Origin of the sequence: Alcanivorax sp. MD8A, from assembly GCF_002888555.1 — a bacterium.
Lineage (GTDB): Bacteria > Pseudomonadota > Gammaproteobacteria > Pseudomonadales > Alcanivoracaceae > Alcanivorax.
The window spans coordinates 1-25,670 of the sequence record NZ_AQOQ01000040.1 but is presented as its reverse complement, the minus strand read 5'-3'; the positions used below and the strand labels follow the sequence as shown (position 1 = coordinate 25,670).

Annotated in this window: 28 protein-coding genes; 23 read left to right on the top strand and 5 right to left on the bottom strand. The window is 58.7% G+C overall.

What is annotated here, in order from left to right; all coding sequences use genetic code 11:
• Positions 1–113: 113 nt before the first annotated feature.
• From A15D_RS15275 to A15D_RS15245, 7 genes are all read left to right on the top strand, one after another.
• Positions 114–1,232, top strand: coding sequence for a BamA/TamA family outer membrane protein (locus tag A15D_RS15275; RefSeq protein WP_102792628.1), 1,119 nt, complete (start codon positions 114–116; stop codon positions 1,230–1,232).
• A 205-nt stretch (positions 1,233–1,437) separates the two neighbouring features.
• Positions 1,438–1,722 (top strand): hypothetical protein, encoded by a 285-nt coding sequence (locus A15D_RS15270; RefSeq protein WP_102792627.1) that lies wholly within the window; start codon positions 1,438–1,440, stop codon positions 1,720–1,722.
• A gap of 124 nt (positions 1,723–1,846) precedes the next feature.
• Positions 1,847–2,963, top strand: a protein-coding gene (prfB, locus tag A15D_RS15265) for a peptide chain release factor 2 (protein ID WP_102792626.1) whose coding sequence is annotated in 2 segments (ribosomal slippage) — positions 1,847–1,918 and positions 1,920–2,963 — 1,116 coding nt in all. Because the reading frame shifts where the segments join, the coding sequence is not laid out codon by codon here.
• Positions 2,964–3,067: 104 nt separating this feature from the next.
• The gene (gene lysS, locus A15D_RS15260; protein ID WP_102792625.1) at positions 3,068–4,555 is read left to right on the top strand and encodes a lysine--tRNA ligase; all 1,488 of its coding nucleotides are present in this window, start codon (positions 3,068–3,070) and stop codon (positions 4,553–4,555) included.
• A 119-nt stretch (positions 4,556–4,674) separates the two neighbouring features.
• Positions 4,675–5,343 carry a TetR/AcrR family transcriptional regulator gene (locus A15D_RS15255; protein ID WP_102792624.1) on the top strand — a complete coding sequence of 223 codons (669 nt, stop codon included), beginning with the start codon at positions 4,675–4,677 and terminating at the stop codon, positions 5,341–5,343.
• Positions 5,336–6,031, top strand: coding sequence for a uracil-DNA glycosylase (gene ung, locus A15D_RS15250; protein WP_102792623.1), 696 nt, complete (start codon positions 5,336–5,338; stop codon positions 6,029–6,031). Before A15D_RS15255 ends, ung begins: the two co-directional genes overlap by 8 nt.
• Positions 6,032–6,160: 129 nt before the next feature.
• The gene (locus A15D_RS15245; RefSeq protein ID WP_233192265.1) at positions 6,161–7,273 is read left to right on the top strand and encodes an enoyl-CoA hydratase/isomerase family protein; all 1,113 of its coding nucleotides are present in this window, start codon (positions 6,161–6,163) and stop codon (positions 7,271–7,273) included.
• Positions 7,274–7,373: 100 nt separating this feature from the next.
• On the opposite strand, the gene A15D_RS15240 is transcribed toward A15D_RS15245, so the two are convergent.
• The gene (locus tag A15D_RS15240; protein ID WP_102792622.1) at positions 7,374–8,312 is read right to left on the bottom strand and encodes a folate-binding protein YgfZ; all 939 of its coding nucleotides are present in this window, start codon (positions 8,310–8,312) and stop codon (positions 7,374–7,376) included.
• A gap of 213 nt (positions 8,313–8,525) precedes the next feature.
• Here A15D_RS15240 and A15D_RS15235 point away from each other — a divergent pair, with 213 nt between their 5' ends.
• Positions 8,526–8,786 (top strand): succinate dehydrogenase assembly factor 2, encoded by a 261-nt coding sequence (locus A15D_RS15235; protein WP_022984490.1) that lies wholly within the window; start codon positions 8,526–8,528, stop codon positions 8,784–8,786.
• Entirely contained in the window at positions 8,743–9,150 is a 408-nt protein-coding gene (locus A15D_RS17190; protein WP_146026897.1) for a hypothetical protein, read from the top strand. The genes A15D_RS15235 and A15D_RS17190 overlap by 44 nt, the downstream gene beginning before the upstream one ends.
• 47 nt (positions 9,151–9,197) lie before the next feature.
• On the opposite strand, the gene nadB is transcribed toward A15D_RS17190, so the two are convergent.
• Positions 9,198–10,793 carry an L-aspartate oxidase gene (gene nadB, locus A15D_RS15225; RefSeq protein WP_102792620.1) on the bottom strand — a complete coding sequence of 532 codons (1,596 nt, stop codon included), beginning with the start codon at positions 10,791–10,793 and terminating at the stop codon, positions 9,198–9,200.
• A 204-nt stretch (positions 10,794–10,997) separates the two neighbouring features.
• Here nadB and A15D_RS15220 point away from each other — a divergent pair, with 204 nt between their 5' ends.
• The 13 genes from A15D_RS15220 to pdxJ all read left to right on the top strand — a co-directional run bounded on the left by A15D_RS15220 (position 10,998) and on the right by pdxJ (position 22,732).
• Positions 10,998–12,281 (top strand): hypothetical protein, encoded by a 1,284-nt coding sequence (locus tag A15D_RS15220; RefSeq protein ID WP_233192264.1) that lies wholly within the window; start codon positions 10,998–11,000, stop codon positions 12,279–12,281.
• A 224-nt stretch (positions 12,282–12,505) separates the two neighbouring features.
• Entirely contained in the window at positions 12,506–13,090 is a 585-nt protein-coding gene (gene rpoE, locus A15D_RS15215) for an RNA polymerase sigma factor RpoE (protein ID WP_022984494.1), read from the top strand.
• Between the two features lie 4 nt (positions 13,091–13,094).
• Positions 13,095–13,667: a sigma-E factor negative regulatory protein gene (locus tag A15D_RS15210; RefSeq protein WP_022984495.1), complete on the top strand. Its 573-nt coding sequence runs from the start codon at positions 13,095–13,097 to the stop codon at positions 13,665–13,667.
• A 3-nt stretch (positions 13,668–13,670) separates the two neighbouring features.
• Positions 13,671–14,636 (top strand): MucB/RseB C-terminal domain-containing protein, encoded by a 966-nt coding sequence (locus tag A15D_RS15205; RefSeq protein WP_102792619.1) that lies wholly within the window; start codon positions 13,671–13,673, stop codon positions 14,634–14,636.
• Positions 14,636–15,112, top strand: a complete 477-nt coding sequence (locus tag A15D_RS15200; protein WP_102792618.1) for a SoxR reducing system RseC family protein — start codon at positions 14,636–14,638, stop codon at positions 15,110–15,112. The genes A15D_RS15205 and A15D_RS15200 overlap by 1 nt, the downstream gene beginning before the upstream one ends.
• Positions 15,113–15,122: 10 nt before the next feature.
• Positions 15,123–16,550 (top strand): DegQ family serine endoprotease, encoded by a 1,428-nt coding sequence (locus tag A15D_RS15195; RefSeq protein WP_022984498.1) that lies wholly within the window; start codon positions 15,123–15,125, stop codon positions 16,548–16,550.
• Positions 16,551–16,729: 179 nt separating this feature from the next.
• Positions 16,730–18,529 (top strand): translation elongation factor 4, encoded by a 1,800-nt coding sequence (gene lepA / locus A15D_RS15190; RefSeq protein WP_022984499.1) that lies wholly within the window; start codon positions 16,730–16,732, stop codon positions 18,527–18,529.
• Positions 18,529–19,320: a signal peptidase I gene (gene lepB / locus A15D_RS15185; RefSeq protein WP_102792617.1), complete on the top strand. Its 792-nt coding sequence runs from the start codon at positions 18,529–18,531 to the stop codon at positions 19,318–19,320. Before lepA ends, lepB begins: the two co-directional genes overlap by 1 nt.
• Before the next feature lie 37 nt (positions 19,321–19,357).
• Positions 19,358–19,702, top strand: coding sequence for a DUF4845 domain-containing protein (locus tag A15D_RS15180; protein ID WP_233192263.1), 345 nt, complete (start codon positions 19,358–19,360; stop codon positions 19,700–19,702).
• Between the two features lie 20 nt (positions 19,703–19,722).
• Positions 19,723–20,385, top strand: coding sequence for a ribonuclease III (gene rnc / locus A15D_RS15175; protein ID WP_369825845.1), 663 nt, complete (start codon positions 19,723–19,725; stop codon positions 20,383–20,385).
• Positions 20,378–21,289, top strand: a complete 912-nt coding sequence (gene era / locus A15D_RS15170; RefSeq protein WP_102792615.1) for a GTPase Era — start codon at positions 20,378–20,380, stop codon at positions 21,287–21,289. Before rnc ends, era begins: the two co-directional genes overlap by 8 nt.
• Positions 21,276–21,941 carry a DNA repair protein RecO gene (gene recO / locus A15D_RS15165; RefSeq protein ID WP_102792614.1) on the top strand — a complete coding sequence of 222 codons (666 nt, stop codon included), beginning with the start codon at positions 21,276–21,278 and terminating at the stop codon, positions 21,939–21,941. The genes era and recO overlap by 14 nt, the downstream gene beginning before the upstream one ends.
• A 62-nt stretch (positions 21,942–22,003) precedes the next feature.
• A complete protein-coding gene (pdxJ, locus tag A15D_RS15160) occupies positions 22,004–22,732 on the top strand; it encodes a pyridoxine 5'-phosphate synthase (RefSeq protein ID WP_102792613.1) in 729 nt (242 codons plus the stop codon).
• A gap of 87 nt (positions 22,733–22,819) precedes the next feature.
• Here pdxJ and A15D_RS15155 read toward each other — a convergent pair whose 3' ends face one another.
• From A15D_RS15155 to A15D_RS15145, 3 genes are read right to left on the bottom strand one after another with little or no spacing between them, the layout of a single operon-like run.
• Positions 22,820–23,626 (bottom strand): DUF4198 domain-containing protein, encoded by an 807-nt coding sequence (locus A15D_RS15155; protein ID WP_102792612.1) that lies wholly within the window; start codon positions 23,624–23,626, stop codon positions 22,820–22,822.
• Positions 23,627–23,664: 38 nt separating this feature from the next.
• A complete protein-coding gene (locus tag A15D_RS15150; RefSeq protein ID WP_102792611.1) occupies positions 23,665–24,153 on the bottom strand; it encodes a DUF2271 domain-containing protein in 489 nt (162 codons plus the stop codon).
• Between the two features lie 11 nt (positions 24,154–24,164).
• Positions 24,165–24,770, bottom strand: a complete 606-nt coding sequence (locus A15D_RS15145; protein ID WP_102792610.1) for a PepSY-associated TM helix domain-containing protein — start codon at positions 24,768–24,770, stop codon at positions 24,165–24,167.
• Positions 24,771–24,875: 105 nt separating this feature from the next.
• Here A15D_RS15145 and A15D_RS15140 point away from each other — a divergent pair, with 105 nt between their 5' ends.
• Entirely contained in the window at positions 24,876–25,637 is a 762-nt protein-coding gene (locus A15D_RS15140; protein ID WP_233192262.1) for a response regulator transcription factor, read from the top strand.
• Positions 25,638–25,670: the final 33 nt, after the last annotated feature.

Sequence of the window (25,670 nt, the reverse complement as noted above, 5' to 3'; positions counted from 1 at the left end):
AGCACGCAAGGAGTTATTCAGAGGCTCCTAAAATCGATGCATAGCGAAGGGGGCTGGCGGCGTTCGATGGCTGCGGGCAGGATAGGCTGGCGCAGAGTCGGGAAGGGGAAGTGATGCGACGGTTTGCAATGTCGGGGGGGCTGGCGGCTATGTGCTGTCTGTCGACGGTGAATGCCGCGGCACCTCAGACGGAAGAGTTCATGGATAGCATTGAGCAGGGGCGTACCGGGCAGACTCTGGAGAAGGGGAATGTGGTCGTGGTGCCGATCCCCATGTCCAACCCCACTCTGGGGTCGGGGCTGCAGTTGGCTGCCCTGTATTTGCATCCGTCCCGGGATGGGGAGGGTGGCCCGAACCCGACGACGGGGGTGGGGGGGATGTACACGGATTCGGACAGTTGGGTCGCCGGGGTGTTTCATCAGGACTTTCTCTTCGATGACCGTCTGAGAGTGTCAGCGGTCGCCGGGGCGGGCTCTCTGAAGCTGGAATATTACGGGTTCGGTGGCGAGGGGGTTTTTGCTGACAATCCGCTGGATTACAGTCTGGATATGTCCGTTGGCTATGCCAGGGGCCTGTGGCGTCTGCCCGGGACGGAGCACTGGTTTGCTGGCCCGGCGCTACTGTACTCGCAGGGGCGGGTAGAGATGGATTTTCCACTGTTGCAACCGGTGTTGCCCTCTGTGGGGAAAGACATTGCCATGGGGGCGGGCGGGTTGGTGCTTAGTTATGACTCCAGAGACAACAATTATTACCCCCGGCGCGGGGTCAACTTTTCTGCATCCTGGTTCGACTTTTCTGACACCTTCGGCAGTGATTTCGCCTACAGCAAGACACGGCTGTCCTACAGTCAGTATTGGTCTGTCAGCGAAAAGCTGGTGCTGGCGGCCAATGGCGAGTTCGAGCGCGGGGCCGGCGCGGTGCCCTTCTTCAGTCTTTCGGCGATGACGGTGCGTGGGTATAACCGCGGCCGGTTTATGGACGATGTGGCGATGACGGCTCATGTGGAGGGGCGCTACAAGTTTCATCCGCGCTGGATGTGGCTGGGATTCTATGACCATGGCTGGATCAGTGAGGCGGCGGGAGAGCTGATGTCAGGTGAAACTGCCCACAGTGTGGGGACGGGACTGCACTGGCAGACTACCCGGGACAAGCCCCTGCATCTGGGGCTGGATGTGGCATTCACTGAGGATAATGACACGGTGTTCTTCATCCAGCTGGGGGAGCGGTTCTGAGTCCGTGCAGGGCGACATGTAAAATTGTCGACAATGGCTGCCTGTGGGCGGCCTTTTTGCTAGCATTGCGCTTCGCGTTTCTCTCCTCTCGCCTCTGCATCGGGGCGAGGGGTGTTTGCTGATCTGCGGCCCACAAGGCCGATATCGTTTTGCGCTGCGCCCTGGCTATCGCCATGGCTGTGGTGTGTCCTTAACGGAGGGGACCATGAAGACTATTCATAAACACCGCCTGAAGGTGACCAATGATGTGCAGGAAATCCGCTTGCCAGAGGAAGGCAAGGTGCTGCGGGTAGACTATATCCTGCAGGATGCGGCTATCTGTATGTGGGTGGAAGTGGATGCCGATACGGTCATTGATACCCCCAAGGAAGTGCGCAGCTTCAAGGTATTCAATACCGGCTCCGGGATTCCTGACAATGCCAGCTATCTGGGCACCACCATTGACCATATGAAAGCCCAGGCCTACCACGTCTACGAACTGAAGGCCTGATCACGGCCGGGCTGTGCCCACAGCCCTCGTCATCGGCGGCGCAAAACGCTAAACTGCGCCGTTTTCACGCGGGTTCAACCGTCAGCTGGTTGCCCCGCGTTTCGCTGACCAGAAGAGAGCCGTAATGGAAGTCAATCCGCTGCGTACCCACCTTTCTGACCTGTCTGAGCGTGTCGAAGCGCTTAGGGGGTATCTTTGACTACGCTCACAAGAGCGAACGTCTGATCGAAGTCGAGCGCGAGCTCGAAAATCCGGATGTCTGGAATGACCCTGCCTATGCTCAGGGGCTGGGCAAGGAACGGGCGCAGCTGGAAGGCGTGGTCAAGACCATTGATGAGGCGAGCCAAGGCATCGAAGATGCGGCGGCGCTGCTGGATCTGGTGGTTGAAGAAGGCGATGAAGACAGCCTGCCGGAAGTGGAAAGCGAGCTGGAGCGGCTGGAGAAGATGGTGGGGGACCTGGAATTCCGCCGTATGTTCTCCGGAGAAATGGACGGTTGTTTCGCCTATCTGGATATCCAGGCGGGTTCCGGAGGCACCGAGGCCCAGGACTGGGCCGAAATGATGCTGCGCATGTATCTGCGCTGGGGTGAGGCTCACGGTTTCAAGACCGAGCTGGTGGAAGCATCGGCCGGTGATGTGGCGGGGATCAAATCCGCTACGATTCGCTTTGAGGGTGAGTACGCCTACGGCTGGCTGCGCACCGAAACCGGTGTGCATCGGCTGGTGCGAAAGAGCCCGTTTGACTCCGGTGGTCGCCGCCATACGTCCTTCAGTTCGGTGTTTGTCTCCCCGGAAGTGGACGACGATATCGATATCGAGATTGATGCCGGTAACCTGCGGGTAGATACCTACCGCGCGTCCGGTGCCGGTGGTCAGCACGTTAACCGTACCGACTCTGCGGTGCGTTTGACCTATCTGTTCAAGGATGACGGTGGCACCGAGCACACCGTGGTCACCCAGTGTCAGAGCGAGCGAAGCCAGCACCAGAACAAGGACAAGGCCATGAAAATGTTGCAGGCCAAGGTCTACGAGCTGGAGATGCAGCGCCGCAACGCGGAGAAGCAGGCACTGGAAAACAGCAAGGCGGATATTGGCTGGGGCAGCCAGATTCGCTCCTACGTGCTGGATGATGCGCGTATCAAGGATTTGCGAACCGGTGTGGAGAACCGCAACACCCAGGCGGTTCTGGACGGCGCGCTGGATCCCTTTATTGAAGCCTCCCTGAAAGCGGGATTGTAATCGGGCGGCCTGGCGTCGGAGCGCTGACGTCGGGCATTTATGACAGGTTTTAGATTTGCGAACGACGTCAGACGCCTGGCGTCCGAGCCTTGTAAGGTATGCACATGGCAGACGAACAGAACACTCCTAACGAAGCGGCAGAAGAGAATCGCCTGATTGCCGAGCGGCGCGCCAAGCTGGGTGAGTTGCGTGAGGCAGGCAATGCCTTTCCCAACCATTTCCGCCGTGATGCCCTTGCGGCTGAGCTGCAGGCGGAATATGGCGAGCTGAGCAAGGAAGAGCTGGAAGAGAAAGGGATTCAGGTGGCCATCGCGGGTCGTCTGATGCTGGATCGCAAGGCCTTCAAGGTGCTGCAGGACATGTCCGGCCGTATCCAGATTTATGCCAGCAAGGATGTGCAGAAAGATACCAAACATTGGGATCTGGGCGATATCGTTGGGGTCAAGGGCACCCTGTGCAAATCAGGCAAGGGCGACCTGTATGTGATGATGGATGAGTATCTGCTGCTCACCAAATCGCTGCGCCCGCTGCCGGAAAAACATAAAGGCCTGACCGATACGGAGGCCCGTTACCGTCAGCGTTATGTGGACCTGATCGTTAACGAAGACAGCCGCCGTACGTTCCAGATCCGCTCGAAAATTGTCGCGGGTATCCGCAATTTCCTGGTCAACAAGGGTTTCGTGGAAGCCGAAACACCAATGCTACAGGTGATCCCGGGTGGGGCGACGGCACGCCCGTTTATCACTCACCACAACAGTCTGGACCTGGACATGTACCTGCGTATCGCGCCGGAACTGTACCTCAAGCGACTGGTGGTGGGCGGTTTCGAAAAGGTCTTCGAGGTGAACCGCAACTTCCGCAATGAAGGGTTGTCCACCCGGCATAACCCGGAGTTCACCATGCTGGAGTTTTATCAGGCCTATGGTGATTACCACGACCTGATGAACCTGACGGAAGAAATGCTCCGTACCCTGGCGCAGGATGTACTGGGCACCACCGACATTCCCTACCAGGGGGATGTGTATGACTTTGGTAAACCTTTTGCCCGGGTTACGGTATTCGATTCCATTTTGCACTTTAATCCTGAGATTGATGCGGCAAAACTGGCTGACCTGGAGGGCGCCCGTGAAATCGCCACCGGTCTGGGAATTCCGTTGAAGGATGGCTATGGCCTCGGCAAGGTGCAGATCGAGATTTTTGAAAAGACGGTAGAGCACCGCCTGAAAGATCCGACCTTTATTACCGAGTACCCGACCGAGGTGTCGCCGCTGGCTCGCCGGATGGACGATAATCCGTTTGTCACCGAGCGTTTTGAGTTCTTCGTGGGTGGCCGCGAAATTGCCAATGGCTTCTCTGAGTTGAATGATGCAGAAGATCAGGCAGAGCGTTTCCGTCAGCAGGTGGCAGAGAAAGCTGCCGGTGATGACGAGGCCATGTTCTACGATGAGGATTACGTGGTGGCCCTGGAGCATGGGTTGCCCCCAACCGCCGGCGAAGGGATTGGTATTGACCGGCTGGTAATGTTGTTTACGGATTCACCATCCATCCGTGATGTGATTCTGTTCCCGCACATGCGCCCGCAGGGTCGTTAAGGACCGGGATGTTGGGGCACGGCTTGTGCCCCCTTTCTGCGATGTGCGGAAGAAGGGAGAGCGACACATGGCATCACTGTTGTGATGTTTCGGGCTAATAACAAAGGCTGACTGTGTCCATGACTAGTGCAATACAATACCAGGGCAGAAAAGCCCGCCGTGCCGGCAGTGAACAGCGCCGGCAGGCTATTCTTGAAGCGGCGCTGACCATTATCGTTCAGGACGGTATCCGCGCTGTGCGCCACCGTGCTGTGGCCCGTGAAGCCGAGGTGCCGCTGTCTGCGACGACCTATTACTTCAAGGATATTTCTGACCTGATCGCCGATACGTTTACCCTGTTTGCCGAGCGGGCACTCAAGGAAGTGATCGAGCCGTTCAAGGAGCAGGCATTTGCGCTGCTGTCCCAGTTTTCCCGTGAGAGTCTCGCCAACCCCGAAGAGCGTACGCGTCTGGTGACGCTGACCTCGCAGATGATGGCGGCATTTATTGTGGATGAACTGACCAACCGTCGTGAGCATCTGGTTGCCGAGCAGGCTTTCTTGCAGGAAGCGGTGCTGGATAACCGATTGCGCGATCTGGCCGATCTGTATTTGCGACAGCAATTGGAAGGTCTGATCATTGCGGCAGAACGGTTTGGCAGTGATCAACCCAAGCTGGATGCGGAGCTGATACTTTCTACCATGGTGACGCTGGAGCAGCGACTGCTGGTGCACCCCGAGCGCACCTCCCAGGAGTTCGTGGAGTCGCGTATGCACAACCTGCTGAACAAGCTGGTTCCCCATGGCTGAAGGCGCCTCCGTTCAGTTGGAGCCAGGCTGGAAGCAGCACCTGGCGTCAGAGTTTCAGCAGGGCTACATGGCCGAGTTGCGCCAGTTTCTGGCAGCGGAAAAGCAGGCGGGCAAGACGATTTATCCGCCTGGGCCCGATATCTTTAATGCCTTCAACCTGACGCCCTTTGAGCGGGTGAAGGTGGTGATTCTTGGCCAGGACCCTTACCACGGCCCGGATCAGGCCCATGGTCTGTGCTTTTCTGTACAGAAGGGCGTCAAGACGCCTCCTTCGCTGGTTAATATCTACAAGGAAATTCAACGTGACCTGGGCCACGCACCGCCGTCCCATGGCAATCTTGTCCACTGGGCGGAGCAGGGCGTGTTGCTGCTGAATGCGGTGTTGACGGTTGAGGCCGGTCAGGCGGCCTCTCACCAGAAGCGTGGCTGGGAAACCTTCACCGACCAGGCTGTGGAGCATCTGAATCGTCACCGTGAAGGCCTGGTGTTTCTGTTGTGGGGTAGTCATGCCCAGAAGAAGGGGCGATTGATTGACCGCGACAAACACTGCGTGCTCACCGCGCCACACCCTTCTCCGTTGTCTGCGCACCGAGGCTTTCTGGGGTGTGGGCATTTCTCCCGTGCCAATCAGTACCTGCTTCAGCAGGGGCTGACGCCAATTGATTGGGCGGTGACTGAGGAAGGTTAGACCTTGCGAATATTTCCGGAAATGGTCGCCCTGTGAGCGTGATTACTGCGCGGCTTCAGCGGGAGATGTCGATTTCTCCTGACTCGCGCAGTGAATCATTATTCATTTAATTGTCCCATTGGAGTTGTTGTGTCTGATTGCGTGCTGTTTTCCGAACTGCCTACGGCCAGTGGTCATGTGATTGCGCGGGCCACACTGAATTCCCCGAAATCACTGAACGCGCTGAGCCTGGACATGATTCGCCTGCTGGATCAGCAGTTGGATGAATGGGAGCAGCGTGAGGATATTGTGGCGCTCTGGCTGGACGGGGCAGGGGGCAAGGCATTCTGTGCGGGGGGCGACATCGTGCAGATGCATCAGTCGATGGTGAAGCATGCCGGCGAGAGCCGTAACCCTGTGATCGAGGAGTATTTCGCAGCGGAATACGCGCTCGATTATCGCTTGCATACCAGCCGGATCCCGGTGGTGGTGTTTGGCGGTGGCATCGTCATGGGCGGCGGCATGGGGTTGATGCAGGGCGCCGATTTCCGCCTCGTTACCCCGGCTTCTCGCATGGCCATGCCGGAGATCACCATCGGTCTGTTCCCGGATGTGGGCGGCAGCTGGTTCCTCAATCGTTTGCCGGGCAAGGCGGGGTTGTTCCTTGGGTTGACCGGGGCCCACATCAATGGGCGTGAGGCGGTGGAAGTGGGCATGGCCGACCGTATGGTTGACGATGATGCCGATGCCCTGCTGAAGGCTCTGGGCCAACAGACGTTTGCGGATGATGCCCGCGATAATCATGCGGTGCTGTACCGTTTCTTCCGCGAGCAGCAGGTCGACATGTCCGGGATGCCTCATCCCCTGATGGATCATATGGCGCAGATCAATCGGTTGTGCGACGGTGAAAGTCTGACGGTGGTGGTTGAGCAACTGCTGGACGAGAAGGATCGGGATGCCTGGTTGGACAAGGCGCTGCGCAACCTCGAAAAAGGCTGCCCGCAGACCGCGCATCTGGTGTGGGAGCAGCTGGCTCGCTCTACGTATTTCTCACTGGCGGAGGTATTCCGCATGGAGTGGTGTCTGGCGGTACAGTGTGCGCTGCACGGTGATTTCCGCGAGGGCGTGCGTGCCTTGCTGATCGACAAAGATGGCAAGCCGGCTTTCCGTCATCGACAGGTCGCTGACGTGCCGAGAGCCTATATCGATGGCTTCTTCGAATGCCCGGCGCCAAAGCACCCGTTGGCAAGTCTGGGTAATTAATTCATCAGCCCTGAACCAAACAGGCCGCCCCCCGAACCGGGGGCGGCCTGTTTGCATTGGGGGGCCTGAAAAGGTGTTCTGGATGCCTGGCGCTGTGCGGTCAGTCCTTCCAGGGCAGGGAGTAGGGCAATGCTGCCAGTCGGCTGTCCAGTGGCTGTTCGTCTTTGAACAGGGTGCCGTCGGTATCGCGGCGCAGCACGACCAGGGCACTGTAACCGTGAGGGGCGCTGGCGCTACTGACCACTTCGCCTGCGGCTTTGCCGTCGGCATCGCGTAGTACGTCGCCGGCCTCAAGAGGCAGGTTTGCACTGTAGTCGATCCGTTGCATGCGCTGTTTGAGTTTGCCCTTGAAATGCATCCGGGCGACGACTTCCTGGCCGGTGTAGCAGCCTTTTTTGAAGTTGACCCCGCCGGTGACATCGTAATTCAGCACCTGTGGCAGGAACAGGTCTTCCGCGCCGGGGTAGATTTGCCCTTCGCCGGCTTCGATATCGGCCAGCTTCCAGCCGTTGGCCGTGGTGATGGCGCGCTCGGCCGACAGGGCTGCCCATGCGCTGTCCGCTTGTGCGGACGGGGTGATGACCAGGGCATGCTCGCTGTGTGGATAGCGTAGCCATAGCCCGTGCTCGGTGGGCTGGCATTGCCCGGGAGCGGGGCTGGTGCCCGGTAGTGCGCCGGCAAGGCCAAACACCACGCAATCCTGGTCAACCGAGAATTCGACCTTGGCGCGCAGGCGGTACTTCATCAGGGCCTTGATGACCGCGTCCTGCTGCCCGGTGGGGCAGAGCATCAGGTAGTCCTCGCCGTCGCGCACAATGCGAACACTGACCAGTCCGCGACCTTTCAGGCTCAGGTGCATGCCGGTCAGGTGTGCGCCCTGATCCACCTCGCGCAGGTCACAGGACAGCTGCCCCTGGAGATAGTGGCCGGCTTCCTCGCCGGAGGCGCGAATCACGGCCAGATGACCACAGAGACTCAGATAGGGGGATTCGGCATGGTCTGCCAAGGATCTTGCGGCAATAACGTCGGACCAGCTCATGGGACTCCTCTGAAACGGGCTGACATTCAGCGTCGACATTCACCGGCCATGATACCTGAATCCTGGTCGTTAGCGTGGGTCGTCGGCATAACAATTTGGTGGGTTGATGGTGTGCTTTGGGAGCTGTCTGGGCGCGGTGGCGCTGGAGTCCCGGTTTCATGTGCTGGATAATGCGCCCACGGTTCGGACCACTCTGTCATCAGGAAGCCCTTAATGAGCAACGAGGATCTTAAACGCAAGTACCGCTGGCAGTGCCGTCGTGGCGCTTCGGAGGTCGAGGTGGTGCTGTATGCCTACCTGGATGATCACTTCGACAGCGAGTCGGCTGAGCATCAGGCCTGGTTCCCGCGACTGCTGGACTGCCAGGATGCAGACATGTTCGAGTGGTTTACCTACCGCAGTGAACCGGCCGATCAGGAACTGCGGGACTATGTCCGCCATGTCCTTGCCCTTGTCTCGTTACGCAAGGATTGAGCTGTCGGCTTCCCGCTATCCGGCGACACTCAAGTGGGTGGCGATGGCGGTGGCTTCGATTCCGCTACTGTTGAGCACATTGCCCTGGTGGGCATCGGGGGCATTGGTAGCAAGCTTGCCTCTGCTGTTGCAAGGCTGGCGCCCCACGGAAGTTCGTACACTGGCGATGCAGGATGGCGCGCTGTGGGTGAGCAGCCACCGGAAAGTGCAGCAACAATTGGAGCGACCGGGCAGGGTGTTGAGGCTGGGCCCCTGGTTGGCGTTGCAAACCCCCAAGGGCTGGTGGCACCTGTTCGAGGATCAGGCGCCTCTTGAGCAGCTCCAGCCCTACTATCAATGGCTCTGGCTGAATCGCCAGCGCTGAGGTTGCTGTGTTTTCTTGCCGCAGGCGTGAGCGGCTTTCAGCGCCTGCTAAAATGTGCCCGGGGTGAGGACGGTGTCTTTCGGGTTGTCCACGCTGTCGGGGAAGTCGCGCATGAAGTGCAGGCCGCGGCTTTCCTTTCGGGACATGGCAGAGCGGATGATCAGCTCTGCGATAACCACCAGATTGCGCAGTTCCAGCAGGTCGTTGCTGATGTGGTAGTTGCTGTAGTACTCCCCGATTTCTTTCTTCAGCAATTCCGCACGGTGCAATGCCCGCTCCAGGCGCTTTTCGGTACGCACAATGCCCACGTAATCCCACATGAAGCGGCGCAGCTCGTCCCAGTTATGGCTGATGACTACGTCTTCGTCGGAATCGGTTACCTGTGATTCATCCCATTCGGCGTCGTCGCGGGGCTCGGGTAACTCGGCGAGATGCCGGGCGATGTTGTCGGCTGCTGCCTTGCCGTAGACAAAGCATTCCAGTAGCGAGTTACTGGCCATGCGGTTGGCGCCGTGCAGGCCGGTAAAGCTGGTTTCGCCGATGGCATAGAGCCCTGGCACGTCGGTTTCGCCGTGTTCGTTGATGACCACGCCGCCGCAGGTGTAATGGGCGGCGGGGACCACCGGGATAGGGTCACGGGTGATGTCCAGGCCCAGTTGCAGGCACTTGGCGTAGACCGTGGGAAAATGTTCGATAATGAAGTCGGCGGGTTTGTGGCTGATGTCCAGGTACAGGCAGTCAGCCCCCAGGCGTTTCATTTCATGGTCAATGGCCCGGGCGACAACGTCACGGGGGGCCAGCTCACCGCGTTCATCGAAGCGGTTCATGAACCGCTCGCCATTGGGCAGCAGTAAATGGCCGCCTTCACCTCGGATCGCTTCGGTGATCAGGAAGCTCTTGGCTTTGGGGTGATACAGGCAGGTGGGGTGGAATTGCATGAATTCCATGTTGGCCACACGACAGCCCGCACGCCAGGCCATGGCGATGCCATCCCCTGTCGCCACATCCGGATTGGAGGTGTACAGGTACACCTTGGAGGCGCCGCCGGTGGCCAGCACGACAGAGCGCGCCAGCACCACATCGGTTTCACCGGTGCGGATATTGTGGATGTAGGCCCCACAGCAGCGTTGTTGCCCATGATGTTCCTGCAGAATCAGATCCACGGCCACGCGGTGCTCGAACAGGGTGACGTTCGGTTTCTGCTTTACCTGTCCAATCAGGGTGCTGGAAATGGCCTTGCCGGTAGCGTCAGCCGCATGAATGATGCGGCGGTGGCTGTGGCCCCCTTCGCGGGTCAGGTGGTAAGGCAGCGCGCCATCGTCTCCCCCTTCAAAGCGGGTGAAATCGACGCCCAGATCAATCAGCCAGCGAATCGCGTCTGGCCCGTTTTCCACGGTGAAGCGGACGGCTTCATCCCGGCACAGGCCGGCCCCGGCGACGTGGGTGTCGGCCACATGGCTTTCCAATGAGTCTTCCTGGTCCAGCACGGCTGCGACACCGCCCTGGGCATAGTAGGTGCTGGCGCTGGTGAGCTCTCCCTTGGAGAGCAGGGCAACCTGACACTCATCGGGCAACCGCAGTGCCGTGGTCAGCCCGGCGGCGCCGGAGCCAATGATGAGTACATCGTGTCGATAGGTGGCCATGAACCGATCCTGTCTGGTGGGCGTGGACGGCGGCCAGTATAGCGGTGATTCAGCCTCCAGCTAAATGATCAAAGGTTGTCTATCCCTCAAATGGGGTATGCGGTTTTGTGACAGGGTTGTTAATTTTCTGTGGTATCACCCGGTCTGTGCCTATGGGGTAGGGAGCAGGCCGAAAAAATAATCAGCACGGTATTGGGGAAATGTATGAAACAGCATATGAGGGGCCTGCTGGTCGGGACGTTGAGTGCAATGTTGCTCGGCGGGTGCGCGTCAGCCAATTACTACACAGAACAAGGTACGCCGATTACCCAGGACACGGTTGCGTTGTTCAATACCAATCCCAAGAACCCAATCATCCCTTACAGCAAAGGGAAGGCAACATTTAATGCGTTCTCATGGGCGAGCGAGGACATGCAGCAGCGTATCGAGGCCAAGCCCGATTCGAGTGGCACGGATGAGCTGAATATCGCGGCAACGCATTGGCTGCATGAAGGCGACATGCCTCCGCTGGATATTACGATCACTCGCCACCGGCCCGGTTTCGGTGGCGAAGGTCTTGTAAAAGCAGGAACGTTGCTGGTGACCACCTTTGCCAGCGTATTCTCCCTGGGGATTTTGCCGGGGGTCATTCCCGATAAATGGGACACGACTATCGAAATGCGCGCGGGGGATGAGCTTGTCTACAGTGCAAATGCGCATTATCGGGGCACGGTTTTCATGAGCTGGATCCCCTACGGCAAGATTCGTGGTAATCAGGCAGTGGTTGATGCGGCCTGGTATGCCTCGTTCTTTTCGCATGAGGAAAAGCTGACGGCCCGTGTTTATGACGAGCAGCCGCTGTATGACCGGCTGAAAAAGTCGACGGATGTGGACACCCTGGTTGCGGCGTTGGATGACCCCAAGCTTAAATTCTATCGCCCGTTGGTGTCTCAGCATTTGGCCGCCGTACTGGCAGGCCAGAAGCGACAGGATCGTCTGGTGGCTTATGGTGAGATTGTGGATCAGCACCCGGAGTTTGTAGCGGATATCCAGGGTAATGATCGGTTGCTGTTCATTGGCCCCTCCGGGCAGCGTGTGATGGATGTGCTCAAACAGACCTATCGCAAGCGTTCAGCGCCAGAGGTGGCAGCGAGCATTCGGACCGCGGGTGCCCCTTATGCACTGTTCTCGACCGAAGAAGCCGGGTGGCTGACCAGTGAAGGTCTGCCCTCGGATGTGGTAGCGGCAATGATCGAGGTGAGCGAGCCGAGCAAGCCAGTGGCCTCGCCGGGGGGGCAGCCCGGAATGTCGCTGGCGGCGGTGAGTGCAGGTGCCGAGCCGGCTCAGGCCACGGGGCTTGAGGCGACAGCGTCTGAGTGCACCAAGGCGTATGCCGCCAAGAAGGTATGCGAAAACATGCCGGGGGATCCCTTTGGGCTGCTAATGCGGGGCTGTATGGCCCAGGTGAAGAAAAAATTCGGCGGTATGGGGTGCTCCATCCCATTCTGATATTTGCTCCACGGGGCGGGAACTCTCCCGCCCCGGCCTTGTCCTATCCCTTTCGCAGGCGCGGGCCAACTCAGCAGGCAATGTGAAAATCGTGCTAAATCAACACCCTCCGTGCACCGGGGTGTAGCCGCTGCCCGAACTCCTGCTACAATAACGCGTTTACCGGGCTGGATGATTCCAGCCACTATCCGAGTTACGCACTTCGCAATGGATCCGGGGGATCGGTGTCAGACGAACAGTTGGTGAAAAAAGCCAAAACGGGTGATCAGAGGGCGTTTGAGGTGTTGGTGCGCAAGTATCAGCAGCGGATTTTTGCCCTGATCAATCGTTACGTCCGCGACCCGGATGAAGTGCAGGATGTGGCGCAGGAAGCTTTTATCAAGGCCTGGCGGGCATTGCCACGCTTCCGTGGTGACAGTGCCTTCTATACGTGGCTATACCGTATTGCCGTCAATACCGCCAAAAACCATCTGGTGGCCGCTGGTCGGCGCCCACCTGGCTCGGATCTGGATGCTGCAGAGGCCGAGCAATATGCCGGGGCAGAAATGCTGCATGAAATTGGAACCCCGGAGTCCCATGTGTTGTCAGAGGAACTGGAGGCAGTGATCCACGCTGCGATCGAGGATCTGCCCCAGGAACTGAAGACTGCCGTCACCCTCCGCGAGTTTGAAGGACTCAGCTACGAGGACATTGCGGCGGTGATGGAGTGTCCGGTGGGTACGGTGAGATCCCGTATTTTCCGGGCTCGGGAAGCGATTGACGAAGCTGTAAGGCCCTTGCTGGGCTCACAGCGAGGCGATAAAGGGTGAGTCTATGAACAGGGATTTGGAAACGCTGTCTGCCTTCCTTGACGGGGAAACCAGTGAGCTGGAAACCCGTCGGGTGATGCGAGACATCGATGATTCCGAGCTGGATACGCTGGCACGTTGGCAGCTTGCACGTGATGTGATGCACGGGCAGGCCAGTGCAGCCGTTCCTGCGGATTTTAATACGGCATTGTCGGCGGCGTTGACCGCCGAGGGTGCGCCGGCCCGCCGTCCTGCCTGGATGAGTGGTATGGCGCGTTTTGCGGTGGCTGCCTCTGTGGCTGCGGCAACGGTGGTGGGTTGGCAAGCCTGGGAGACCGGGCAGGCGGGTAACACTGCTGCGGTGCCGGCACTGGCTGCTGCCCAGGATTCACGTCTGAACCGGCCGATGGGTGAGGCGGCACTGGTGTCGCAGAGCTTGCGTCCAGTGGCTACCCCAGCAACGGCGGTGCCTGCGGCCCAGCCCCGCGTTAACGACATGTTGCTGCGCCACAGTGACTTTGCTGCCCGTCATAGCGGTCAGGGGATGATGCCCTTTGCCCGTCTGGTGAGCATGGATGCACGTCACGGGGCCAAATAACGAATGAAGCTTCGTGTTCTTGCGCTGTCCCTGACCCTCGTATCCCCCTTGCATGCGTTGGCCGAAGACGGGCCAGCGCATGATCAGCTTCAGGCCATGTCCCAGGCCAACCGTTCCCTCAATTATACCGGTCGCTTCCTTTACCAGTTTGGTGCCGAAGTCAGCACCATGGAAATTCGCCATGCGGTACTGGATGGCAAGGAACATCAGCGACTCACCCACCTTGATGGTCGACTGGTTGAAGTGATCCGTCGGGGCGACGAAGTGGTTTGCCTGCATCCGGATCGTACCCTGACGCGGATCAGCCGCACTGAAACCGGCCCCTTGGGCCTGGCCCAGCGGTTGGCAGAAGATGTCCCGGCGCAATACAACATTCTGGTAGACGGTGATGGCCGTGTGGCTGGCCGTAATGCGACCCGCATGCGGGTCGCGCCTTTGGATACCCACCGTTATGGCTATCGCCTGTGGCTGGATCGCGACAGCCGTTTGTTGCTGAAGTCTGAAGTGGTAGATGGCAGTGGCGTGGCGCTGGAGCGTGTGGAATTTGTCAGTATCGAGCTGGCTCCTGGGCTGACTCATGAGGATTTCGCGCTGCCTGAAGTGGTCAGCCAGAGTGATCTGAACAGCCTGCCGCCGTCCCACGAAATGCAGAAACTGGCTCTGAGCGCAGAATGGCTGCCGGCGGGTTTTGAAACGGCCGGTCAGGATTGGCGCCATGCGGAAGATGACCGTGCGCCGGTAGCCGCACAGGGCTATTCCGATGGTCTGGCGACGTTCACGGTGTTTGTGGAAGAAGTGAAAGACGGTTCGGTGGAAGAAGGGGTTAGCCGGGTCGGGCCGACGGTGGCAGTCAGTCGTCGTCTGACGGCACCCAGCGGTGCGTATCTGGTGACGCTGGTGGGTGAAATTCCGCAAGTCACCGCCGAGCGTGTTATCCAGAGCGTCAGGGTGCAGGACGCGCGCCACTGATGCTTCATGAGCAGGGGGTTGTCGTGGCAGTAGAACCCGGAGCCATCTGGGTCGAGACTGTGCGCGCTTCAACCTGCGGGGCCTGTAAGGCCAAGGCCGGCTGCGGCCATCATCTGATCAATCAACAGCAGTCCGGGCAACGTGCCCGGCTGCGTGTTCCCGTCGATTCTGACCATTTCCAAGCCGGTGACACCGTCACGTTGGCGTTGCCTGAAGGCGCGTTAATGCGTGGTGCCCTGTGGGTTTACGGATTGCCGTTGTTGCTGTTGTTTGTGGGTGCCCTGCTGGGCTCGGCCCTGCCGGTGACGGCAGTGGATGCCTCGGCTTTGCTTGGCATGACAGGTCTGTTGGCCGGTTTCGCCATCAATCGTGTCATCAGCCGTCGAAATGGCCATAATCAGGCTTACCAACCCCGCGTGACAGGGTCAGGGGACGACCACTGTCAGGCGGTGGAGATCCATCCTGCGAAAAAATAAGGAGAACGTCATGAGCCGCTTTTTCCAGCTTGCCGGGCTGGTACTGGTAGTGTTTGCCACCTTGCTGACGGCGTGTTCCGAATCTGAGAAACCTTCTGCTGAGCCACTGGTTACCGGACTACCGGATTTTACCCTGTTGGTGGAGAAGGAAGGCCCGGCGGTGGTGAATATCAGTACAGTGACCCATCGCGATGCCAATTCCATGCGAGAGCAAATGGAGCAGATCCCCGAGCTGTTTCGTCGCTTCTTCGATCAGTTTGGCGGGGGCGAGATGCCCTCTATTCCCGAAGAACAGGAGGCCCGCTCCCTGGGGTCAGGCTTCATTATTTCTGCCGATGGCTACGTGCTGACCAATAACCATGTGGTAGCGGATGCCGATGAAATCATGGTGCGCTTGCAGGATCGCCGCGAATTGCCGGCCGAACTGATTGGCGCGGATGAGCAGAGTGACATCGCCTTGCTCAAGGTCGACGGGGCAGATCTGCCCGTTGCAGATATCGGTTCTTCTGCCGAGTTGAAGGTAGGGGAGTGGGTGTTGGCCATCGGAGCCCCCTTTGGTTTTGACAGCAGTGTGACTGCCGGGATTGTCAGCGCCAAGGGGCGCAGCCTGCCCAGCGACAGTTATGTCCCGTTTATCCAGACCGATGTTGCCATCAACCCGGGCAACAGCGGCGGTCCCCTGTTTAACCTGAAGGGCCAGGTAGTAGGGGTCAATTCCCAGATATTCAGCCGCTCTGGCGGTTACATGGGGGTGAGCTTTGCCATTCCCATTGATATGGCCATGGATGTCGTTGCCCAGCTGAAGGATCACGGCAAGGTCAGCCGTGGATGGTTGGGAGTACTGATTCAGGAAGTCGACCGGGATCTGGCTGAATCGTTCGGTCTCAAGCAGCCCCGTGGCGCACTGGTGTCCCAGGTGCTCAAGGATTCCCCGGCCGAAGCGGCAGGCATTCAGGCCGGCGATATCATCACCGAATTTAACGGCGAAGCTATTTACCGTTCCTCTGAGTTGCCCCGTTGGGTTGGGCTGGTGAAACCGGAAACAGATGCTGATGTCACCGTGATCCGCGATGGCGAGGAGAAGGCGTTGACGGTCACCATAGGTTTGTTGCCGGATGACCCGGAAATGGCCCTGCAGGGCGGCGTGGGTAAATCCGATGAGGGCAGTGCCCTGGGATTGAAAGTCCGTGCGGCCAGCCCGGCCGAGCTGAGCCGACTGGAGCTGAAGGCAGGGGTCATCGTCACTGCTGTGGAGGAAGGGCCAGCCCGCAAGGCGGGGATCGCCGTGGGCGATATTCTCGTGACCCTCAACAATGTGCCCATGGACAGCCCGGAAGCCTTTGCACAGGCCGTGGCTGAGCTGCCGGAAACCGGCACGGTGGCGGCGCTGGTGAACCGGGAGGGCAACCCTCGGTTCCTGCCCCTGAAGTTACAATAGGGTCCACTGGCCGGCTTTTTGCGGCACACCCTGCGGTGTGCCGTGCAACTGGCCCCGGTTATCCGCTAGAATCGCGGCCCATTGTTTGCCGTTTTTGTTTTGGTGTCACCGGGCTCCGGTGACGATACGGTCCCGGACCCGCGGGCCGGCGCGGCAACGACTGATTGCTTACAGGCCCTATGACTGACATCAAGAATATTCGCAACTTCTCCATCATCGCCCACATCGATCATGGTAAATCCACGCTGGCGGACCGCTTTATTCAGGTCTGTGGCGGCCTCAGTGAGCGTGAGCTCAAAGAACAGGTGCTGGATTCCATGGAGCTGGAGCGTGAGCGTGGCATCACCATCAAGGCGCAGAGCGTGACGCTGCACTACACGGCCCGTGATGGCGAGACCTACCAGCTGAATTTCATTGATACCCCCGGACACGTGGACTTCTCTTACGAGGTGTCCCGCTCCCTGTCGGCCTGTGAAGGGGCGCTGCTTGTGGTGGACGCAGCCCAGGGCGTGGAAGCCCAGTCCGTCGCCAACTGCTATACCGCCATCGAGCAGGACCTGGAAGTGCTGCCGGTTCTGAACAAGATCGACCTGCCGCAGGCCGAGCCGGAGGCGGTAATCAACGAGATCGAGGAAATCATCGGGCTGGACGCCATGGATGCCTGCCGGGTGTCCGCCAAGACCGGGGTGGGCATTGATGACCTGCTGGAGCAGCTGGTCGAACGAATCCCCGCCCCTGAAGGTGAGCGTGACGGCGATTTGCAAGCGCTGATCATTGATTCCTGGTTCGATAACTATCTGGGTGTGATTTCGCTGGTGCGTGTGAAGCATGGCGTGCTCAAGAAAGGCGACAAGATTCTGGTGAAATCCACCGGTCAGACCCATGTGGTGGATCAGCTCGGCATCTTTACCCCCAAGCGTACCGAGACCAAACAGCTGGAAGCCGGTGAGGTGGGCTGGGTGAGCGGCAGCATCAAGGACATCCACGGTGCGCCGGTGGGCGATACCCTGACGCTGTCCAAGACGCCTGATGTTAAGGCCCTTCCCGGGTTCAAGAAGGTCAAGCCGCAGGTCTATGCGGGCATGTTCCCGGTGAGTGCGGATGACTATGAAGATTTCCGTGATGCCCTGGCCAAACTGACCCTGAATGATGCGTCGCTGTTCTATGAACCGGAAACCTCCGATGCCCTTGGGTTTGGTTTCCGGGTCGGTTTCCTGGGCATGTTGCACATGGAAATCATCCAGGAGCGGCTGGAGCGGGAATACGATCTGGACCTGATTACCACAGCGCCGACGGTTGTCTATGAGCTGCTGCTGTCCAGTGATGAAGTTATCTATGTGGACAACCCCTCCAAGCTGCCGGAAGGCAACAAGATCGAAGAGTTCCGTGAGCCCATTGCCCGGGTGAACATCCTGGTGCCCCAGGAGTTTGTGGGGAACGTGATTTCCCTGTGTGTGGAACGTCGCGGTAGCCAGATCAACATGCAGTACCTGGGCAAGCAGGTGGCACTGACCTATGACATTCCCATGGCGGAAGTGGTGCTGGACTTCTTCGACCGCATCAAGTCGGTGAGCCGTGGCTTTGCTTCCATGGACTATGCCTTTGAGCGGTTCGAAGCGACCAAACTGGTGCGGGTGGACGTGCTCATCAATGGTGACAAGGTGGATGCCCTGGCCATGATTTGCCATCTGGACCAGTCCGCTTACCGTGGCCGGGCCCTGTGCGAGAAGATGAAGGAGCTGGTGCCGCGGCAGATGTTCGATGTGGCCATTCAGGCGGCTATCGGCAGCAAGATCATTGCGCGCCAGACGGTAAAGGCCCTGCGCAAGAACGTGACTGCGAAATGTTATGGCGGTGACGTCTCCCGTAAGAAGAAGCTGCTGCAGAAGCAGAAAGAAGGCAAAAAGCGAATGAAGCAGGTGGGGAACGTGGAGATTCCCCAGGAAGCCTTCCTTGCCGTACTCAAGGTGGATGATTGATGGATATCGATATTGGTTTCTGGCTGACCCTGGCCCTGGCCGTGACGCTGGTGGTGTGGGGTATCGACAGGCTGTTGAAACTGAAGGAGAAGGGCGGCCCGATCGGCAGTGCAGTTGAAACCTCCAACTCGTTGATCTCGGTTTTCTTCGTGGTGCTGGTGATTCGCTCTTTCATCGTGGAGCCGTTTACTATTCCCTCGGAATCCATGATGCCGACACTTCAGGTCAACGACTTTATTCTGGTGAACAAGTTTGCCTATGGTCTGAGATTGCCGGTCACCAACACCAAGATCATCGAGACTGGCAAGCCGAAGCGCGGCGATGTGATGGTTTTCAAATACCCTGAGAACCGCAATCAGAATTTCATCAAGCGGGTGGTGGGTCTGCCCGGGGATGTGGTGAAAATTCGCGATAACCGGGTCTTTGTCAACGGGGAACTGGTCTCACAGACGCTGGTTCGGGAAGACGACAACGGTCGTTACTGGCAGGCGGAATACATCGAAAAGCTGGGTGAAGTGGACCACATGATGTGGCACATGGGCCAGATCGCGCCGTTTACTGGCCGCAAGCAGCCGAACATTGATATCGAGGGTGAGTGGAATATTCCCGAGAAAGCCTATTTTGTGATGGGCGACAATCGTGACAACAGTAAAGACAGCCGGGTTTGGGGTATAGTCCCTGAAGAGCTGGTGGTGGGGGAGGCCTTCCTGATCTGGATGCACTGGAAACCGATCTTCTCCCTGCCCAGCTTTTCTCGTAATGGTGCGATAGACAAGGTGGAGGCAAACTAAAATGATGACAAAGCCCTCACAGCAACGTGGAATTTCCATGATTGGCTGGGCCGTGATTCTACTGGTGGTTGTCGTTCTGGGTACGGCTGCATTTCGTATGGTGCCGGCGTATATGGAGAACAACACTATCGGTACGTCTATTCGTTCCCTGATGCAGGACAGTAAAACGGCACTTATGTCACCGCGGGAAGTCCGTGATGCCTTGAGTAAGCGTTTTACCATTAATCAGGTGAATGTGATCAAGGTTGATGATTTGGGCATCTCAAAGGAAGGCGGGATTCTCAAGGTCTCGACGGATTATGAAGTGCGCGAACCGTTGTTTTATAACGTAAGCATTGTCATGACCTTCAAGGAAGACTTTACCAAAGACGTTCGCCAGTGATTCAGGACCTCAACCGACTGATGGCCCGTCTGGGCTATCAGTTTCAGGATCTCTCTTTGCTGGAACTGGCACTGACCCATCGCAGTGTCAGCCGGCATCGCAATTACGAACGCCTGGAATTTCTGGGCGATGCCCAGCTCGGTCAGATTATCTCGGTGGCCCTTTTTTCCCGTTTCCCGGAAGCCGCAGAAGGCCAGTTGACCCGTATGCGTGCCACCCTGGTGCGGGGCCAGACGCTGGCGCTGGTCGCTCGCGAACTGGGCCTTGGTGACCATTTGACGCTGGGCGGAGGGGAGCTGAAAAGCGGCGGTTACCGTCGTGATTCCATTCTTGCCGATGCGCTGGAGGCCATTATCGGCGCCATGTTGATTGATGGCGGGGAAGAAACCTGCCGTCAGGTGGTGTTGGCCTGGTATGAAAGCCGTCTTGAAAAAATCACCCCGCAGAATGCCCAGAAAGATGCCAAGACCCGCTTGCAGGAATGGCTGCAGGCGCGCAAGTTTGAACTGCCCGTGTATCAGGTAACCAACGTTGAGGGGCTGGCCCCGAAGCAGACCTTTGATGTGACCTGTGAGTTGGAGCAGGTGGAGAAAATTTTTGCGGCCCAGGGGGCCAGTCGCCGCAAGGCTGAGCAGCAGGCGGCGGCGGATGCCCTGGCCTGGCTGGAGCAACAGTATGACTGAGAATGCCAACGTCACTCGTTGTGGCATGGTGTCCATTGTCGGGCGCCCCAATGTGGGCAAGTCCACCCTGATGAATCACCTGATCGGGCAGAAGGTCAGTATTACGTCCCGTAAGCCACAGACCACACGACACCGGATCCATGGGATTCATACCCGTGACCACTACCAGATCGTGTTTGCCGATACCCCCGGGATTCATACCGGGCAGGACCGCGCCTTGAACCGGGCCATGAATGATGCGGCGGTATCCACCCTGAGTGGCGTGGATGTGGTGTGCATGATGGTCGATGGACTGAAATGGACGGCGGCGGACGAGCATGTTCTGTCGTTGTTACCGGCCAGCCCGGACGTGCCGGTTCTGTTGATTATCAACAAGGTGGATAGCCTTGAGGACAAGGCTGAGCTGTTGCCGCACATTCAATCGTTGAGTGAGCGTTACCCCTTCGACGCGGTGATTCCGGTGTCTGCCTTGAAAGAACAGAATCTGCTGGAGCTGGAAAAAGCCCTGGTGGAGCGTCTCCCGGAAGGGGACTTCTGGTATGACGAGGACCAACTGACGGACCGTAGCCTGCGGTTCATGGCTGCTGAAATTATCCGCGAAAAAGTGGTACGCCAGCTGGGCCAGGAAGTCCCCCATCAGGTCAGTGTAGAAGTGGAGCTGTGGGAAGACGGCCCCCGTGTTACTGACATCTCGGCGGCGATTCTGGTTGAGCGCCGGGGTCAGAAGAAGATTCTGATTGGCGATAAGGGTGAGCGTATCAAACAGATTGGCACCCAGGCCCGTGAGGATATCGAGCGGCTGATTGAGCGACGAGTGATGCTCAATCTGTGGGTGAAGATCAAGGCGGGTTGGTCTGACGACGCCCGCGCGCTGCGTTCCCTTGGCTACGATGAGCCACGCTGAGGACGCTCTCCAACCCGCCTGGCTGCTGCACCGGCGCCCGTTTCGCAATACCAGCCTGATTGTCGAGTTATTCGTGCCCCGTCTGGGCCGTATCGGAGCGGTGGTCAGGGGAGGGCGCAAGGACCCTTCGCTGGCGCCGTTTCGTCCCTTGCTGGTCGAGCTGAAGTCGTCTGGGGAGTTATATTCCCTGCGGAGCTGCGAGCCTGCAGGCTCCGCCGTCAAGCTGGAGGGGAAAGCCCTGTATTGTGGTTTTTACCTCAATGAATTGCTGACGCGTCTGCTCCACCGCGATGACCCTCACCCCGATCTTTGGCCGCTTTACGAGCAGGCCCTTGGCTGGCTGGCCGAGGGGGAGCCACAGGATGTGGTATTGCGTCAGTTTGAATTGGGGCTGCTGGACGAAATGGGCTACGGCATAGACCTGAGTCAGGATATACAGGGGGAGCCCGTACAGGCTGGCCGCCATTACCAACTGGACCCGGAGCAAGGACTGTTGGCGGCTAGTCAGGGGTATTCGGGAAATGATCTACTGGCGGTGATCAATGGTGACTGGCAACCCGCAACTCGCAAGGCTGCCCTGCACCTGTGCCGGGCCTTGTTGGCTCCGCATCTTGGCGACAGGCCCCTCAAAAGCCGGGAGCTTTTTCGCTGACCCGACCGGGCTTCAAGCTGGGCGGCGATGCTAAGTACAGAATTCGATACAAGGAAAAAACCATGTCCAGAGTATTGCTTGGTGTGAACATTGATCATGTGGCGACCCTGCGGCAGGCCCGTGGTACCCGATACCCGGAGCCGGTCCAGGCGGCGTTGGTAGCAGAGCAGGCGGGGGCCGATGGCATTACCGTGCATTTGCGAGAAGACCGCCGTCATATCAATGATCGTGATGTGGAGCTGCTGGCGCAGACCCTGCAGACACGCATGAATCTGGAAATGGCCGCCACGGAAGAAATGGTTGCCATCGCGACCCGTGTCCAACCGGCACATTGTTGTCTGGTGCCAGAAAAGCGCGAGGAGTTGACCACGGAAGGCGGGTTGGATGTGGTCGCGAATCAGGCCTGGATCGCCCAGTGCTGCAAGACTCTGGCCGATGCCGGTATCGATGTGTCGCTGTTTATCGATGCTGATCCGGCACAGATTCGTGCCGCCAGTGAATGTGGTGCACCCACCATTGAAATTCACACCGGCCATTATGCCGAAGCCAAAACCCCGGAAGAGCAGGCCGCAGAGCTGGAGCGTATCCGCAAGGCGACAGCGCTGGCGCTGGAGCTGGGGTTGGTGGTCAATGCCGGGCATGGTTTGCATTACCACAACACCTTGCCGGTCGCGGCGATCCCCGGCATGAACGAGCTGAACATCGGCCACGGCATTATTGCCCGTGCGGTGATCAGTGGCCTTCACCAGGCCGTGAAAGACATGCGCGAGTTGATCGACCTGGTTTCTTGAGTAACGGGAAGCTAGAAAAAACCTCCGCACCTTTCCGGGTGCGGAGGTTTTTTGCGTTAGGCTCCGGGTGTCCAGTGCCCAGTGTCGCTACATTGGCAATACTTCGAAGGTCCCAAGGTATTGCAGGCGGCGTTGCTCTGCTTTCTTGTGGGTGGCTTTGTCGTCGCTGGTGCCAATTTCCAGGAAATAGCGGCCAGCAGAGGGCCAGGTGATTTCGACAAGCCCTTTCTTGTCACTGGTCACACTCCAGTCTTCCTGGCTGTCACGATAGCGGGTGCCACCGGGTACCAGCTCTACTTTCAGTTCCGGGGCGGGTTTGCCGTCCACCAGCAGGCGCCATCGGGTTGTTTCACCAGCATAGAGGTCATTGGGGTGGGTCAGCATTTCCAGCTCCAGCCCCTTGCCGGTGGGCTCAAGGGCGGTCTTGTTCGGGGCCCCCAGGGTGACAAAGGTCTCCAGACGGTTGTGGACTTCCATCAGCTTCACATTGCTGGCGTTCTTGGGCAGTTCGGCCAGCATCTTGTCGACGTCGTTGCCACGGCCCCGCTTGCGCTCGCCGTCCACTTCATACATCAGGAAGTAACCGGGCTTGGCCACGGCGATGCGATAGCTGCCTTCCTGCTCCAGTTCTACGTCGAATACGGAGCGGGTGTGCATTTGGGTCACATGGTCCACCGCAGCAGGCTTGCCATCTGGACCGGTGACTTCCACGCCGTCTACCGGGTAGGCGCGCTCAAAACCAAAAATCTCGTTGGAGATGCTGGCATCGACGGTGATCCACTGGGGCTCGGATACCGCGGTGTGGCTGGGGAGCAGCCACAGTTTGTGGGCTTGCGCGGGCATGGCAGTGGCCAGCAGGGTGGCCAGGCCAAGGTGTTTGATCAGGGAACGCATAATTCTCTCCTTCATCCTGTTCTGGGTGTGGTTCCGGGTCAGGGCGTGATGGTCAGGGTGACCGTGCCCAATTCGTTGCTGCCGTTAACGGTTTGGTTCTGGGCCTGGTCTGCGGGCCAGCTGAAGGGCAGCCGCAGCACCTCCCGTCCGCCCACTTCCCGGGCGGCTTCTACCACCAGTTCGTAGTCGCCTGCGGGCAGTGCTTTCAGCGCGTCGAGCTCACCGAAATCCACGCTGTGGCTGCCGGGTGGCCGGGTCGCGCCTGTCAGGCCGTCATAGGGCTTGGACTGGCCACGGCCAGTGCGTCGCCACCACTGACGAATGTCCTTGAGCCACTTTTCCTGGTCGTCGTACCACAGGCCCAGCGGCACAATCGTGCTGCGGTCCGGGTTTTCTACCCAGAAGGCCACATACGGGGCGTGGTATTCGGCTACCCGCAAGCGGGGCACTTCCACTTCCACATTGAAGCTGGCGGCCAGGGAATGGCTGGCCAGCAGGGCGAGACACAGGGTTGTCAGTACACGCATGGCGTTGTCCTTTAATGCATGAAGAAAATGATTAATAACCACGGGATCACCAGACCGGCCAGTGTGACCGGCCAGGTGGCAGGCCGCCGTTTGGCATGAAGAAACATCAGGCCAAGGCCTGTAAGGGCGAACAGCAGGCTGGCGACGGCAAAGACGTCGATAAACCAGAACCACACCGTGCCGGTGTGCCGTCCCTTATGCAGATCGTTGAAAAAGGCAATCCAGCCCCGGTCGGTGACTTCGCCCATGAGCTCGCCGCTATCAAGGGTAATGGCCAGCCAGGCGTCTCCGCCGGGGCGGGGCAGGGCGACATAGACTTCATCGGGGGCCCATTCGGCCTCTTTGCCAGTGCTGTCGAGAGCGAATTCCTGGTCCAGCCATTGCTGAACCGGGGCCGGTAGCGGTCCGGATTGCCGCTGGCTCAGCACGACCAGAAGGGAGTCGGGCAATTGGCCTTCCACGGTCCGGGTGACCGGGTCTGCCGGGATATCGTTGGCATGGTTCAGGGTGATGCCGGTAATGCTGAACAACAGCAGGCTGATCAGGCAGAGTGCGGAACTGACCCAGTGCCATTGATGGAGCTGTTTCAGCCAGAAGGCTTTGCGTTTCTTGTTCACGTAACGGCCTGTGGATAAAGGTGGCAGCAATGGTAATGAGAATTGTTCTGGTCAGACAGGTTGGTTTGCGTAAAGAATGTAAGGTTGCTGGGGAAAGGATGAATTTTGATCAAGAATCTGCTGGATTGGTGTAATGAAAATTCTTATCATTTGCAAATGAATGCGATTGCCCAACTTTCTCCCCGTTTGCTGGTGATTGAGGACGATGCCGTCCTTGGTCAGCATCTTCATGCCTATTTGTCGGAGCGCAGGTATCAGGTCTGTGTCTGCGATGATGGCGAGAAGGGGCTGTCTGAGGCCAGCTCCGGCCAGTACGATCTGGTGTTGCTCGACATTCTGTTGCCTGGTCTGAACGGTCTGGAGTTGCTGGCGGCATTGCGCAAGAACAGCACGGTGCCGGTAATCGTGGTATCGGCACTGGGTGATGAAGAGGCGCGCATCGAAGGCCTGATCGGGGGCGCGGATGATTATGTTCCCAAACCCTTCAGCATGGCGGAACTGGGTGTCCGTATTGATGCGGTACTGCGCCGGATAGCGCTGGAACGGCAGGTGCATCAAGAGCTGGAAAGCAGTGGCGGGCTGGCGCTTCACGATGCTGAGCAGCAGGCCTGCTATAACGGCAAGGATCTGGCCCTGACCACAACGGAGTTCCGGCTGCTTCAGGTCTTGCTCGAAAACCGCGGCCAGGTGCTGAGCAAGCCTCACCTGTACCAGGCCGTGCTCCATCGCGGCTGTGGGCGACACGATCGCAGCCTTGATCTGCATGTCAGCCACCTGCGGCGCAAGCTCCGCGAGGGCGGCGTTCCTGACTCCCCTGTTCGTACGGTTTGGGGGCAAGGCTACACGCTCGTCACCGATCTTCTTTAGGGAGCCTCTGAATAACGCCTTGCATGCTCAGCG

What these genes read in the sequence shown, in the direction of transcription:
- recO (WP_102792614.1), top strand. Translation starts at nt 21,276, where the DNA reads ATGAGCCACGCTGAGGACGCTCTCCAACCCGCCTGGCTGCTGCACCGG.
- rnc (WP_369825845.1), top strand. Translation starts at nt 19,723, where the DNA reads ATGGCCCGTCTGGGCTATCAGTTTCAGGATCTCTCTTTGCTGGAACTG.
- A15D_RS15210 (WP_022984495.1), top strand. Translation starts at nt 13,095, where the DNA reads ATGAACAGGGATTTGGAAACGCTGTCTGCCTTCCTTGACGGGGAAACC.
- A15D_RS15195 (WP_022984498.1), top strand. Translation starts at nt 15,123, where the DNA reads ATGAGCCGCTTTTTCCAGCTTGCCGGGCTGGTACTGGTAGTGTTTGCC.
- A15D_RS15255 (WP_102792624.1), top strand. Translation starts at nt 4,675, where the DNA reads ATGACTAGTGCAATACAATACCAGGGCAGAAAAGCCCGCCGTGCCGGC.
- A15D_RS15200 (WP_102792618.1), top strand. Translation starts at nt 14,636, where the DNA reads ATGCTTCATGAGCAGGGGGTTGTCGTGGCAGTAGAACCCGGAGCCATC.
- A15D_RS15150 (WP_102792611.1), bottom strand. Translation starts at nt 24,153, where the DNA reads ATGCGTGTACTGACAACCCTGTGTCTCGCCCTGCTGGCCAGCCATTCC.
- A15D_RS15270 (WP_102792627.1), top strand. Translation starts at nt 1,438, where the DNA reads ATGAAGACTATTCATAAACACCGCCTGAAGGTGACCAATGATGTGCAG.
- A15D_RS15155 (WP_102792612.1), bottom strand. Translation starts at nt 23,626, where the DNA reads ATGCGTTCCCTGATCAAACACCTTGGCCTGGCCACCCTGCTGGCCACT.
- pdxJ (WP_102792613.1), top strand. Translation starts at nt 22,004, where the DNA reads ATGTCCAGAGTATTGCTTGGTGTGAACATTGATCATGTGGCGACCCTG.
- era (WP_102792615.1), top strand. Translation starts at nt 20,378, where the DNA reads ATGACTGAGAATGCCAACGTCACTCGTTGTGGCATGGTGTCCATTGTC.
- ung (WP_102792623.1), top strand. Translation starts at nt 5,336, where the DNA reads ATGGCTGAAGGCGCCTCCGTTCAGTTGGAGCCAGGCTGGAAGCAGCAC.
- A15D_RS15275 (WP_102792628.1), top strand. Translation starts at nt 114, where the DNA reads ATGCGACGGTTTGCAATGTCGGGGGGGCTGGCGGCTATGTGCTGTCTG.
- A15D_RS15240 (WP_102792622.1), bottom strand. Translation starts at nt 8,312, where the DNA reads ATGAGCTGGTCCGACGTTATTGCCGCAAGATCCTTGGCAGACCATGCC.
- A15D_RS15180 (WP_233192263.1), top strand. Translation starts at nt 19,358, where the DNA reads ATGATTGGCTGGGCCGTGATTCTACTGGTGGTTGTCGTTCTGGGTACG.
- lepB (WP_102792617.1), top strand. Translation starts at nt 18,529, where the DNA reads ATGGATATCGATATTGGTTTCTGGCTGACCCTGGCCCTGGCCGTGACG.
- A15D_RS17190 (WP_146026897.1), top strand. Translation starts at nt 8,743, where the DNA reads ATGTCCGCCATGTCCTTGCCCTTGTCTCGTTACGCAAGGATTGAGCTG.
- A15D_RS15220 (WP_233192264.1), top strand. Translation starts at nt 10,998, where the DNA reads ATGAAACAGCATATGAGGGGCCTGCTGGTCGGGACGTTGAGTGCAATG.
- A15D_RS15235 (WP_022984490.1), top strand. Translation starts at nt 8,526, where the DNA reads ATGAGCAACGAGGATCTTAAACGCAAGTACCGCTGGCAGTGCCGTCGT.
- nadB (WP_102792620.1), bottom strand. Translation starts at nt 10,793, where the DNA reads ATGGCCACCTATCGACACGATGTACTCATCATTGGCTCCGGCGCCGCC.
- A15D_RS15205 (WP_102792619.1), top strand. Translation starts at nt 13,671, where the DNA reads ATGAAGCTTCGTGTTCTTGCGCTGTCCCTGACCCTCGTATCCCCCTTG.
- lysS (WP_102792625.1), top strand. Translation starts at nt 3,068, where the DNA reads ATGGCAGACGAACAGAACACTCCTAACGAAGCGGCAGAAGAGAATCGC.
- lepA (WP_022984499.1), top strand. Translation starts at nt 16,730, where the DNA reads ATGACTGACATCAAGAATATTCGCAACTTCTCCATCATCGCCCACATC.